Origin of the sequence: Pseudomonas sp. SK (genome assembly GCF_012975065.1) — a bacterium.
Classification (GTDB): Bacteria; Pseudomonadota; Gammaproteobacteria; order Pseudomonadales; family Pseudomonadaceae; genus Aquipseudomonas; species Aquipseudomonas anuradhapurensis.
On the sequence record NZ_CP051857.1, the window covers coordinates 1,639,793 to 1,652,338 of the forward strand.

Annotated in this window: 10 protein-coding genes and 1 tRNA gene; 7 read left to right on the forward strand and 4 right to left on the reverse strand. The window is 62.8% G+C overall.

Annotated features, from left to right (window positions below; genetic code table 11):
• Nucleotides 1-4: 4 nt before the first annotated feature.
• The 5 genes from HG549_RS07540 (at nt 5) to HG549_RS07560 (ending at nt 4,213) form a co-directional block, all read left to right on the forward strand.
• Nucleotides 5-787 carry a TatD family hydrolase gene (locus HG549_RS07540; protein WP_170028923.1) on the forward strand — a complete coding sequence of 261 codons (783 nt, stop codon included), beginning with the start codon at nt 5-7 and terminating at the stop codon, nt 785-787.
• A gap of 474 nt (nt 788-1,261) precedes the next feature.
• Entirely contained in the window at nt 1,262-1,897 is a 636-nt protein-coding gene (locus tag HG549_RS07545; RefSeq protein WP_170028924.1) for a TetR/AcrR family transcriptional regulator, read from the forward strand.
• Between the two features lie 104 nt (nt 1,898-2,001).
• Nucleotides 2,002-2,970, forward strand: a complete 969-nt coding sequence (locus HG549_RS07550; protein WP_170028925.1) for a GTP 3',8-cyclase MoaA — start codon at nt 2,002-2,004, stop codon at nt 2,968-2,970.
• 66 nt (nt 2,971-3,036) lie between these two features.
• A complete protein-coding gene (locus tag HG549_RS07555) occupies nt 3,037-3,642 on the forward strand; it encodes a DUF4823 domain-containing protein (RefSeq protein ID WP_170028926.1) in 606 nt (201 codons plus the stop codon).
• A 10-nt stretch (nt 3,643-3,652) separates the two neighbouring features.
• Nucleotides 3,653-4,213 carry a DUF1285 domain-containing protein gene (locus tag HG549_RS07560; RefSeq protein ID WP_170028927.1) on the forward strand — a complete coding sequence of 187 codons (561 nt, stop codon included), beginning with the start codon at nt 3,653-3,655 and terminating at the stop codon, nt 4,211-4,213.
• 95 nt (nt 4,214-4,308) lie between these two features.
• Here the strand turns inward: HG549_RS07560 and HG549_RS07565 are convergent.
• Both HG549_RS07565 and HG549_RS07570 read right to left on the reverse strand, forming a co-directional pair.
• Nucleotides 4,309-4,384, reverse strand: a tRNA-Asn gene (locus HG549_RS07565).
• 62 nt (nt 4,385-4,446) lie between these two features.
• On the reverse strand, nt 4,447-5,643 hold the full coding sequence (locus tag HG549_RS07570) for an amino acid aminotransferase (RefSeq protein WP_170028928.1): 1,197 nt from the start codon (nt 5,641-5,643) through the stop codon (nt 4,447-4,449).
• Nucleotides 5,644-5,930: 287 nt separating this feature from the next.
• On the opposite strand from HG549_RS07570, the gene uvrB reads away from it, so the two are divergent.
• Nucleotides 5,931-7,946: an excinuclease ABC subunit UvrB gene (gene uvrB, locus HG549_RS07575; protein ID WP_170028929.1), complete on the forward strand. Its 2,016-nt coding sequence runs from the start codon at nt 5,931-5,933 to the stop codon at nt 7,944-7,946.
• Nucleotides 7,947-8,099: 153 nt separating this feature from the next.
• Here the strand turns inward: uvrB and HG549_RS07580 are convergent, their stop codons facing one another.
• Both HG549_RS07580 and HG549_RS07585 read right to left on the reverse strand, forming a co-directional pair.
• Entirely contained in the window at nt 8,100-9,650 is a 1,551-nt protein-coding gene (locus HG549_RS07580; protein ID WP_170028930.1) for an MDR family MFS transporter, read from the reverse strand.
• On the reverse strand, nt 9,640-10,695 hold the full coding sequence (locus tag HG549_RS07585; protein ID WP_170028931.1) for an HlyD family secretion protein: 1,056 nt from the start codon (nt 10,693-10,695) through the stop codon (nt 9,640-9,642). The genes HG549_RS07580 and HG549_RS07585 overlap by 11 nt, the downstream gene beginning before the upstream one ends.
• 143 nt (nt 10,696-10,838) lie before the next feature.
• Here HG549_RS07585 and gltX point away from each other — a divergent pair, with 143 nt between their 5' ends.
• On the forward strand, nt 10,839-12,320 hold the full coding sequence (gene gltX, locus HG549_RS07590) for a glutamate--tRNA ligase (protein ID WP_170028932.1): 1,482 nt from the start codon (nt 10,839-10,841) through the stop codon (nt 12,318-12,320).
• Nucleotides 12,321-12,546 lie beyond the last annotated feature (226 nt).

A 12,546-nucleotide genomic window follows, 5' to 3' on the forward strand; every position in this document is an offset into this window, starting at 1 on the left:
TCCCATGCTCGTAGATTCCCATTGCCACCTCGACCGTCTTGACCTCAGCGCTCACCAGGGCTCACTCGATGCTGCCTTGCAGGCGGCGCGTGAGCGCGGGGTCGGGCACTTTCTGTGTATCGGCGTCAGTGCCGAAAATGCCGCTGCGGTGAAGGCGCTGAGCGAACAGTACGCCGATGTCGACTGCTCGGTGGGCGTGCACCCGCTGGACCTTGCACCTGGCGAGACCCCGGCGCTGGAGTGGCTGTTGCGCGAGCTGGCCCACCCGCATGTGGTGGCGATTGGCGAAACCGGGCTGGATTATCACTACGAGCCGGAAGCTGCCGAGCTGCAGCAGGCTTCGTTCCGCTTGCACCTGGAGGCGTCGCGGCAGACCGGCAAGCCGGTGATCGTGCACACCCGCGCGGCGCGCGCCGACACCTTGGCGCTGTTGCGCGAGGCTGCTCTGCCGCAGGCCGGCGTATTGCACTGCTTCACCGAAGACTGGGAGATGGCCAAGGCCGCGCTGGACCTGGGGTACTACATTTCCTTGTCTGGCATTGTCACGTTCCGCAATGCCGATGCCTTGCGTGAGGTGGCGCGGCAGGTGCCGGTCGATCGGCTGCTGGTGGAAACCGATTCGCCGTATCTGGCGCCGATTCCACATCGCGGCAAACCGAACCTGCCGCAGTATGTGCGCGAGGTGGCGGAATATGTGGCTTCGTTGCGGGGGGCCAGCTATGAGCAACTGGCCGAGCAGACCACGGCCAACTTCAAGCGGTTGTTCCCATTGGCACGGGTGGCCTGATTCGGCAGGGCGTCGGGGTTGTGTGGGGGCGACAGGTGCCTGCCGCGCCAAATTCAGCGCCTGTGAGATCGAGCGCAACAAAACCCGAGGCATACCCTTGCCGCCCTCATGCAATCCCCCGAAATCCCATCGCCCCGAGCCCCCGAAACGAATAAAAAAAACCCGGGTTCTGGGGGGGGAATCCGGGTTAAGACCATTAGGAGTAAAACAAAGGTACGCGGTCCCTGAGCACCTTTATCGGCGCGCCACTTGGGGGGGATGCGCCGCGCCAACACTTCTAGTATTGGCCAGGTTTGGCGCAGTGCCAGTGCCTGCTGGTCGTTTTTTAAACAGATTTGGAATACGTCGACGTTTCATTCCTCCCGCAGCGTATGGCCGTATGCATCGTGAAACACAGACATGCTTGGATGATCCGTGCAATTTCCTGCAAGTTAGGCATAATAAACCGCTTCGATTGTCATCCAGCTCCTTCCTATGCAGAAAGAACCTCGTAAGGTCCGTGAGTTTCGCCGTCGCGAACAGGAAATCCTCGATACCGCGCTCAAACTGTTCCTCGAACAGGGTGAAGACAGCGTCACGGTCGAGATGATCGCCGACGCCGTGGGCATCGGCAAAGGCACGATCTACAAGCACTTCAAGTCCAAGGCGGAGATCTACCTGCGCCTTATGCTCGACTACGAGCGCGACCTGAACACGCTGTTGCACTCGGCCGATGTCGACCGCGACAAGGAAGCCCTGTCGCGCGCCTACTTCGAGTTCCGCATGCGCGACCCGCAGCGTTACCGGCTGTTCGACCGCCTGGAAGAAAAGGTGGTCAAGGGCAACCAGGTGCCGGAAATGGTCGGGCAATTGCACAAGATCCGTGCCTCCAACTTCGATCGCCTGACCCAGCTGATCGAAGGCCGTATCAGCGAAGGCAAGCTCGAAGACGTGCCGCCGTATTTCCACTACTGCGCTGCCTGGGCGCTGGTGCATGGCGCTGTGGCGCTGTACCACTCGCCGTTCTGGAGCAACGTGCTGGAGGATCAGGAAGGCTTCTTCCAATTCCTCATGGACATTGGCGTGCGCATGGGCAACAAGCGCAAGCGCGACCCGGAACCTTCCAACTGAAGCGTTCCGACGCTTCCTGCTGAAACCGTCATGGCGCGGGGCTTGCAAAAACCTGATTTATGAGTCAGGTTTTGTCAGCCCCATCACCCATGCCGGAGTCATTCATGATCGTCGATCGTCAAGGCAGGCGTTTTCGCAACCTGCGCGTCAGCCTGACGGCTGCCTGCAACTACGCCTGCACCTATTGCGTTGCCGATGGCAAGCGCCTGGTGGCAGCGCAGGACGAGTTGTCGGCAGACGCACTGGCTCGCGGCGTGGCCTACCTGATCGAGGCGGCCGGTATCGAACGCTTGCGCGTCACTGGCGGCGAGCCACTGGTCAGCCCACGGCTGGAGGGCTTCCTGGCCGCGGTGGCCAGGCTCGACCTCGACGATGTCTCGCTGACCACCAATGGCCAGCTGCTGGCGCGCAAGTTGCCCCAGTTGCAGGCGGCGGGTATTCGCCGCCTGAACATTTCCCTCGATACGCTGGACCCGCAGGCTTTCCGCCGCATCGCCCGCGGAGGTGACCTGGCGAGCGTGCTGGCGGGCATGGAGCAGGCCAGCGCGCTGGGCATGCAGATCAAGGTGAACATGGTGCCGATGCGCGGGCAAAACCTCGACCAGGTATTGCCGCTGCTGGACTACTGCCTTGCGCGCGGTTTCGAACTGCGCTTCATCGAACTCATGCGCATGGGGCACCTGGCCCGCGACCATAACGCGTTCCTGCAGCAGTTCGTCGGCCTCGACCAGTTGCTGGCACTGATCGCTGATCGGCATGCCATTGCCAAGGTCGATGCGCCGCCAGGTGCCACCGCCTTGCGTTATCAGGTCCCCGGCAAAGGCCACTTCGGCGTGATCGCCAATGAAAGCGAACCGTTCTGCCGCAGCTGCTCGCGGCTGCGCCTGTCCTCTACCGGTTGGCTGCATGGCTGCCTGTCGTCGGGTAATCGCCACTACATCGCTGACTTGCTGGAGAAGCCGCGCCATCAGGCGCTCCCAGCCTTGCAGCGGTTGCTGGTCAAGGCCCTTGCAGACAAGCAGGAGCTGGCGTTTTCCGGCGATGTGATGGTGATGAAGGTGATCGGTGGTTGAAGCTGGCGCAAAAGCTGCATCCGCCGGCTATTCGCCGGTTTTTCGTCGCCGGCCACTGGAGGAAAGATGCGTAGCCTGGTCTTGCTGCTGGCGCTGATGGCGCTTGGCGGTTGTATGAATGTCAGCGATATGGGCGAGGGCGTCCGTTATCACATGAGCGATGCCGGTCTGCTGGACCACAGCGATACCCGTCGCACCCTGTCGATCCGCCTGCAGCCCGACTCGTTCATCTTCATTGGCCAGGGTGCGTTCGTGCCGCCGGGCAAGGGGCCGGTGCCACGGCAGAATGTGGTCGCCGAGCAGGCGTTCAAGAGTTTCGTCGAATATTTCCCGCTGGTACGCCGTGCCCAGGGCCCGCTGGGCCTCGAAGAGGCCATCGCCCAGGCGCGTTCGGTGGGGGCCGATTATGTGCTGTACACCCGCTTTGCGCGTACCGATGACCGCATCGGCAATGGCGACGAATGGTACGACGAACAGGCTGTCGACCGCCTGGGCTGGGACACTGGCGTGGTGCAGATGATGCTGATCGAGACCAACACCCGCTACCTGATCGACACCGCGCGGATCAAGAGCCGTGGCGGTTTGTTGACGTTCCACGACAATACTCCGGAAGATTTGCTTGCGGCGCCGATGCGCGAGTACGCTCGTAGCCTCCTGGGCATGAGTGAATGAGGCAAGCGCAATGAGCGATTCCGGCAAGGCCAATGATCTGCTGGCGCAGCTTCCCAAGGCCAAGGGCCTGCCGCCGGTGCATCTGTGGAACCCGGACTTCTGTGGTGACATCGACATGCGCATCGCCCGCGATGGCACCTGGTACTACCTGGGCAGCCCCATCGGACGCAAGCCGATGGTGCGGCTGTTTTCCACCATCATCCGCCGTGACGGCGATGACTATTTCCTGGTTACCCCGGTGGAAAAGGTGGGTATCCGCGTTGATGATGCGCCGTTCGTGGCCGTGGCGCTGGATGTGCAGGGGCAGGGTGAGCAGCAGGTGCTGCGCTTCACCAGCAATGTCGAGGACCAGGTGGAGGCCGGGCCTGCCAACCCGCTGCGGGTGGTGACCGACCCGGTGACCCAGGAGCCGTCGCCGTATGTACTGATGCGCAGCAACCTCGAGGCGCTGGTTCATCGCAACGTGTTCTACCAGCTGGTGGAGCTGGCGGTACCGCGCGACATTGCAGGCGAGCAATGGCTGGGGGTGTGGAGCCACGGTGAGTTCTACCCGATCGGGCGCAACTGCTGAAGGTTTTGGCGGGTGTCGGCCTTCTCGTCCTGAGCATGACCCGGCGTAACGAAAAAGCCCCCGGTGCTTGCGCACCCGGGGGCTTTTTCAGTGTTTGGCTCCGCGACCTGGACTCGAACCAGGGACCCAATGATTAACAGTCATTTGCTCTACCGACTGAGCTATCGCGGAATCTGCGCACATCTTACTGATTGCCCGGGGGAAGTCAAGCCACCCCCAGGCAAATCAAGCAGTTACAGCACTTCGACGATGGCCTTGGTGACCACGTGGATGTTGCTCTGGTTCAGGGCGGCCACCGCGATGCGGCCAGTGTCCAGGGCGTAGATGCCGAAGTCGTTCTTCAGGCGGGCGACCTGTTCAACGGTCAGGCCCGAGTAGGAGAACATGCCGACCTGACGGCCAACGAAGCTGAAGTCGCGCTTGGCGCCGTACTGGGCCAGCAGCTCGACCATCTGCTTGCGCATGCCGTGGATGCGCTCGCGCATTTCGGCCAGTTCGGTTTCCCACATCTGGCGCAGTTCGGCACTGTTCAGCACGGTGGCAACGATGGTCGCGCCGTGGGTCGGCGGGTTGGAGTAGGTGGTGCGGATCACGCGCTTGACCTGCGACAGCACGCGGGTGCTCTCGTCCTTGGAAGCAGTGACGATCGACAGCGCGCCGACGCGCTCGCCATACAGCGAGAACGACTTGGAGAACGAGCTGGAGACGAAGAACTCCAGGCCCGATTCGGCGAACAGGCGCACGGCGAAGGCGTCTTCGGCGATACCGTCACCGAAGCCCTGGTAGGCCATGTCGAGGAACGGCACGTGGCCCTTGGCCTTGACCACTTCCAGCACGTTCTTCCAGTCGTCCAGGTTGAGGTCGACACCGGTCGGGTTGTGGCAGCAGGCGTGCAGTACCACGATCGAGCCGGACGGCAGGTTGTTCAGGTCTTCCAGCATGCCGGCGCGGTTGACATCGTTGGTCGGTGCGTCGTAGTAGCGGTAGTTCTGCACCGGGAAGCCGGCCGATTCGAACAGGGCACGGTGGTTTTCCCAGCTCGGGTCGCTGATGGCGACCACGGCGTTCGGCGAGATGCGCTTGAGGAAGTCGGCACCAATCTTCAGTGCGCCGGTACCGCCGACGGCCTGTACGGTGACCACGCGGCCTGCGGCCAGCAGCGGCGACTCGGCGCCGAACAGCAGCTTTTGGACAGCCTGGTCGTAGGAGGCGATGCCGTCGATCGGCAGGTAGCCGCGCGAGGCGTGCTGGGCAGCACGCTGGGTCTCGGCTTCGATCACGGCGCGCAGCAGCGGAATGCGGCCTTCCTCATTGCAGTAAACGCCTACGCCCAGGTTGACCTTGTCGATACGTGGGTCGGCGTTGAATGCTTCGTTGAGGCCCAGAATAGGGTCGCGGGGTGCCAGCTCGACAGCGGAAAACAGGCTCATTGTTACCTTGGCTCTGATTGGAGTGTGATAGGACGTACACGCTCCAGCCGAATGCACTGAAGCGGTGCACAAACGGGGTGTCAGTATAGTGATACCGACCGGTCACCGCGACACTATGGCGCAGCTTTTCCAGTGATTTGCGCAAATATTTTTCGACCATTGGTCCAATTACCCGGTCCACCGTAACAAGCGCTCACAGCTATGCCTTGAAAGCGCCCCCCGGCGAACGCATTTGGGTATAGACTACTGGCTAAATTTACAGTTGCTGAAACACCGCGAGGTCCGTCATGTCCGAGTTCCAGCTCGTCACCCGTTTCCAGCCGGCCGGCGACCAGCCCGAGGCCATCCGCCAGATGGTCGAAGGCATCGAGGCGGGGCTGTCGCACCAGACGCTGCTCGGGGTGACCGGCTCGGGCAAGACCTTCAGCATTGCCAACGTCATCCAGCAGGTGCAGCGGCCGACCCTGGTACTGGCGCCGAACAAGACGTTGGCCGCGCAGTTGTACGGTGAATTCAAGGCGTTCTTCCCCAACAACGCGGTGGAGTACTTCGTTTCCTACTACGACTACTACCAACCCGAAGCCTACGTGCCGTCCTCGGACACCTTCATCGAGAAGGACGCATCGATCAACGACCATATCGAGCAGATGCGCCTGTCGGCAACCAAGGCGCTGCTGGAGCGGCGCGATGCGATCATCGTCACCACGGTATCGTGCATCTACGGCCTGGGCAGCCCCGAGACCTACCTGAAGATGGTCCTGCACGTCGATCGCGGCGACAAGCTCGACCAGCGTGCGCTGCTGCGACGCCTGGCCGACCTGCAGTACACCCGCAACGAGATGGACTTCGCCCGCGCCACCTTCCGTGTGCGTGGCGATGTGGTCGACATCTTCCCGGCCGAATCGGACCTCGAGGCCATCCGCATCGAACTGTTCGATGACGAGGTGGAGAACATCGCCGCGTTCGACCCGCTGACCGGCGAGGTCTTCCGCAAACTGCCGCGGTTCACCTTCTACCCCAAGAGCCACTACGTGACCCCGCGGGAAACCCTGCTGGAAGCGGTCGAGGGCATCAAGGAAGAGCTCAAGGACCGCCTGGAATACCTGCAGAAAGCCAACAAGCTGGTGGAGGCGCAGCGCCTGGAGCAGCGCACCCGCTTTGACCTGGAGATGATCCTGGAGCTGGGCTACTGCAACGGCATCGAGAACTACTCGCGCTACCTGTCCGGGCGCCCGGCCGGGGCGCCGCCGCCGACCTTGTACGACTACCTGCCGCCTGATGCCCTGCTGGTGATCGACGAATCCCACGTCAGCGTTCCGCAGGTAGGCGCCATGTACAAGGGCGACCGTTCGCGCAAGGAAACCCTGGTCGAATACGGTTTCCGCCTGCCCTCGGCCCTGGACAACCGACCCATGCGTTTCGACGAGTGGGAGGCGGTCAGCCCGCAGACCATTTTCGTGTCGGCGACACCGGGCAGCTACGAGGCCGAGCACGCCGGGCGCGTGGTGGAACAGGTGGTGCGCCCGACCGGCCTGGTCGACCCGCAGGTGGAAGTGCGCCCGGCGCTGACCCAGGTCGACGACCTGCTGTCGGAAATCCGCAAGCGCGTGGCACAGGGCGAGCGGGTGCTGGCGACCACGCTGACCAAGCGCATGGCCGAAGACCTTACCGACTACCTGGCCGACCACGACGTGCGGGTGCGTTACCTGCACTCGGACATCGACACCGTCGAACGGGTGGAGATCATCCGCGACCTGCGCCTGGGGACTTTCGATGTGCTGGTAGGCATCAACCTGTTGCGCGAAGGCCTGGACATGCCCGAAGTGTCGTTGGTAGCGATCCTCGATGCCGACAAGGAAGGTTTCCTGCGTTCCGAGCGTTCGCTGATCCAGACCATCGGTCGCGCGGCGCGCAACCTCAATGGCCGGGCCATCCTGTACGCCGACCAGATTACCGGTTCGATGCAGCGGGCCATCGACGAAACCGAGCGGCGCCGCGAGAAGCAGATCGCCTTCAACCAGGCCCATGGCATTGTGCCCAAGGGCGTGGTCAAGGACATCACCGACATCATGGAAGGGGCCACCGTGCCAGGCGCGCGCAGCAAGAAGCGCAAGGGCATGGCCAAGGCGGCGGAGGAGAGCGCCCGTTACGAGGCCGAGCTGCGTACGCCAGGCGAGATCACCAAGCGCATCAAGCAGCTGGAAGAGAAGATGATGCAGTTCGCCCGCGACCTGGAATTCGAGGCCGCGGCGCAGTTGCGCGACGAGATTGCCCAGTTGCGGGAGCGGTTGATTACCAGCTGAAGCCAGGCGCGGCCCTTTGTAGGAGCGGCCTTGTGTCGCGATGGGCTGCGCAGCGGCCCCAGGATATTCCATGCGGCACAAATCCTGGGGCCGCTGCGCAGCCCATCGCGACACAAGGCCGCTCCTACAGGGGGGCGTCGATCTGCAGCGGCCTTAATGGGCCTCCCCAGCCTTCAACCCCTCAGGCAGCTTGCGGGTCATCAACACCGCCACCATGCTCACCGCCAAGCCGATCCCGACAAAGTGGAAGGCATCGTTGTAGGCCATGATCAATGCCTGCTGATGGGTAATCTCGCTCAATTTCCCCAGCGCGGCATTGTCATTCCCCAGCCGCTCCGCCAGTTGCGCCAGGCGCTCCGCCACCTGTGGGTTGCCCGGCACCAGCGCCTCCCTCAAATAATCGAAATACACCTTGGTCCGCGCATCCAGCAGCGTGGCCAGCAGCGCAATGCCGATCGCCCCGCCCAGGTTGCGCAGGATATTGAACAGGCTCGATGCCGAGCCGGCATCCTGCGGCTGGATATACGCCGTGGCGATCAGCGAGATGGTCACCATGATCATCGGCTGGCCAATGGCACGGATGATCTGGATATGGTTGAACTGCGGCCCGGCGAAATCCGGGTTGAGCACCCCCGAGCCGAAACTCGCGGCGCCGAACAGGCAGAAGCCCAAAGCGCATAACAACTTGGGCGACACCACTTTCATCAATTGCGGCACCAGCGGGATGAGAAACAGCTGCGGGATGCCCATCCACATGATCACTTCGCCGATTTGCAGGGCGTTGTAGCCTTGCACCTGCGCCAGGTACAGCGGCAACAGGTAGATCGAGCCATACAGGCCCACGCCCATGCCCAGGCTGGCGATGCTCGACAGGCCGAAGTTGCGGTTGCCCAGGATGCGCAGGTTGATCAGTGGCTGTGGTCTGGAAAACTGCAGGATGACAAAGGTGATCAGGCTGACCAGGGCGATGCTGCCGAGGCCGACGATCAGCTGCGACTCCAGCCAGTCCTTGCGGTGGCCTTCCTCCAGAAACACCTGCAGGCAACCCAGGCCCAGGCCCAGGGTGACGATGCCGGCGTAGTCGGTGCTTTTCAGCAGCTCCCAGTGTGCGTCCTTCTTCTCCAGCCCGTACAGCAGGCCGGCGATCATCACCAGGCCTGGCGGGATATTGATGTAGAAGATGTATTCCCAGCCCCAGTTTTCCGTCAGCCAGCCACCCAGGGTGGGGCCGATGGAGGGGGCGAAGGTGGCGGTCATGGCGAACATGGCCATGCCCTTGGCGCGGTGGTGCTCGGGCAGCTTGATCAGGGTCAGGGTGAAGGCCAGCGGGATCAATGCGCCGCCGGTAAAACCCTGCAGGGCACGGAACAGGATCATGCTCTCCAGGTTCCAGGCCATCGAACACAGCAGCGACGACAGCAGGAAGCCGCCGGACACCCACACCGCCAGGCGCCGCGCCGACAGCAGTTGCACCAGCCAGGCGGTGAGCGGAATCATGATGATTTCCGCCACCAGGTACGAGGTGGAAATCCACGAGCCTTCCTCCAGCGTCGCCGACAAGGCGCCCTGGATGTCCTTCAACGACGAGTTGGTGATCTGGATGTCCAGCACCGCCATGAACGCACCGAGCATCACGCTCATTACCGCGATCCAGTCGCGCCGGGTCGGCTCCGCAGATGGCCTGAGCAACACGTCAGCGGCCATTTTGGCCTTCGTCTTCGCTGCGCAGGTCGACGGTGGCGGTCACCGACATGCCTGGGCGGATGCGCCCGTGCAGCGGGTTGTCGGCACGGAAGGTCAGCTTGACCGGGATGCGCTGCACCACCTTGGTGAAGTTGCCGGTGGCATTGTCGGGTGGCAGCAGGCTGAACTGCGCACCAGAGGCGGCGAACAGGCTGTCGACCCGGCCTTCGATCGGTGTATCGGGGTAGCTGTCGAAGACCAGTTCGGCGCGCTGCCCTGGCTGCATGCGGCCGATCTGGGTTTCCTTGAAGTTGGCCTGCACCCAGATGTCTTCGTCCGGCACGATCGACAGCAGGTAGGCACCGGCCTGTACCACCTGGCCATCACGTGCGCTGCGCTGACCAATGGTGCCGCTGATCGGCGCACGGATTTCGCAACGGGTCAGGTTCAGTTCGGCCTGGGCCAGGTCGGCGCGGGCGTTGGCAATTTGCGCGTCGAGGCGCTTGAGTTCGGCGCTCAGCGCGTTGACCTGCTGGCGCTGGCTTTGCAGGTCGGCGCGGGCCTTGTCGACCTGCGAGCCGGCGACATGGCTGTCGGCCGACAACGTGGTGACCCGTTCTTCCGAGACGAAGCCCGGCTTGCGCAGTTTCTCGGCGCGGCTCAGGTCCAGGCGCGAACGGTCGAAGGTGGCCTGGTTGGCTGCCACCTGGGCCTGGCCGGCGGCAATCAGGCTGGCCTGCTGGGTGAGGCGGCTTTCTGCCTGCGCATGCTCGGCTTCGCGCGTAGCCAGGGCGGCGCGGGCGCGTTGCACGGCCAGTTCGAAGTCGGCGGCCTCCAGCCGCACCAGCAGGTCGCCCGGGTGCACATGCTGGTTGTCAGCGACCGCCACTGCCTCGATACGCGCGCCCAACTGGCTGGAAATGCGCGTGATTTCGCCCTGCACGTAGGCGTTGTCGGTGCTTTCATAGAAGCGCCCCTTGAAGTACCAGTGGCCGAGGAGGGCGAGGGCAATGGTCGCCACCAGGAGGAAGAAGACCAGCAGGCGGCGTTTGAGTTGGGCAGGCATGAGCACTATCGTTCCAGAAATGTAAATAAATTTAACAGCGGCATGGGGCGCATCGACAAGTGTCGTTCGCGCCATTGCTGGAGCCCGGTGCCTGCCTCCTGCTAACATCCCGCCTTTGTTTCATCTTTCGTTCGAGACCCTCCATGACCACCGTACGCACGCGTATCGCGCCATCGCCTACCGGCGACCCCCATGTCGGCACTGCCTACATCGCCCTGTTCAACTACTGCTTTGCCAAGCAGCACGGCGGTGAGTTCATCCTGCGCATCGAAGACACCGACCAGCTGCGTTCCACGCGCGAGTCGGAACAGCAGATCTTCGATGCCCTGCGCTGGCTCGGTATTGAATGGAACGAAGGCCCGGACGTCGGCGGCCCGCACGGCCCGTACCGGCAGAGCGAGCGTGGCGAGATCTACGCCAAGTATGCCAAGCAGCTGGTGGACGCCGGCCATGCCTTCTATTGCTTCTGCACCGCCGAAGAGCTGGAGCAGATGCGTGCCGAGCAGCAAGCCCGTGGCGAAACCCCGCGCTACGATGGCCGCGCGCTGTTGCTGAGCGCCGAGGAAGTGCAGCGCCGCCTGGACGCTGGCGAGCCGCACGTGATCCGCATGAAGGTGCCGAGCGAAGGCGTGTGCGTGGTCCCGGACATGCTGCGTGGCGATGTCGAGATCCCGTGGGACCGCATGGACATGCAGGTGCTGATGAAGAACGACGGGCTGCCGACGTACTTCCTGGCCAACGTGGTCGACGACCATCTGATGGGCATCACCCACGTGCTGCGCGGCGAAGAGTGGCTGCCATCGGCGCCCAAGCTGATCAAGCTGTACGAATACTTCGGTTGGGAGCAGCCCAAGCTGTGCTACATGCCGCTGCTGCGTAACCCGGACAAGTCCAAGCTGTCCAAGCGCAAGAACCCGACCTCGGTGACCTTCTACGAGCGCATGGGCTTCATGCCCGAGGCGATGCTCAACTACCTGGGCCGCATGGGCTGGTCGATGCCGGACGAGCGGGAGAAGTTCTCGCTGGCCGAGATGGTCGAGCATTTCGACCTGTCGCGTATTTCGCTGGGCGGCCCGATCTTCGACATCGAGAAGCTGTCCTGGCTGAACGGTCAGTGGCTGCGCGAGTTGCCGGTCGAAGAGTTCGCCGCGCGCCTGCAGAAGTGGGCGTTCAACAGCGACTACATGATGAAGATTGCCCCGCACGTGCAGGGCCGGGTGGAAACCTTCAGCCAGGTTGCTCCGCTGGGCGGGTTCTTCTTCGAAGGTGCGCTGAAGCTCGATGCCAAGCTGTTCGAAAGCAAGAAGCTGTCCGCCGACCAGGTGCGCCAGGTGATCCAGCTGATCCTGTGGAAGCTCGAAAGCCTGCGCCAGTGGGAAAAGGAGCGCATCACCGGTTGCATCCAGGCGGTGGTCGAGGCGCTGGAGCTGAAGTTGCGTGACGCCATGCCGCTGATGTTCGCCGCCATCACTGGCCAGGCCAGCTCGGTGTCGGTGCTCGATGCCATGGAAATCCTTGGCCCCGACCTGACCCGCTACCGCCTGCGCCAGGCCCTGGACCTGCTGGGTGGCGTGTCGAAGAAAGAAAACAAGGAATGGGAAAAGCTGCTGGCGTCCATCGCCTGATAGCGCTCCAAAGGCCTTGGCTGAGCCCGGTAGGAGCGGCCTTGTGTCGCGAAAGGAGCGCAACGCGGTCCCGCGATTTCAGCTGTAACGCAAAAATTGCCGGGGCCGCTTTGCGGCCCTTTCGCGACACAAGACCGCTCCTACAAGCGCGCGGCGCTTCGATTTACCAGGGCAGGGCGGTAAGTGATTGTTATCTGTGAAAATTTTTTTGAATATTTTGAAAAAT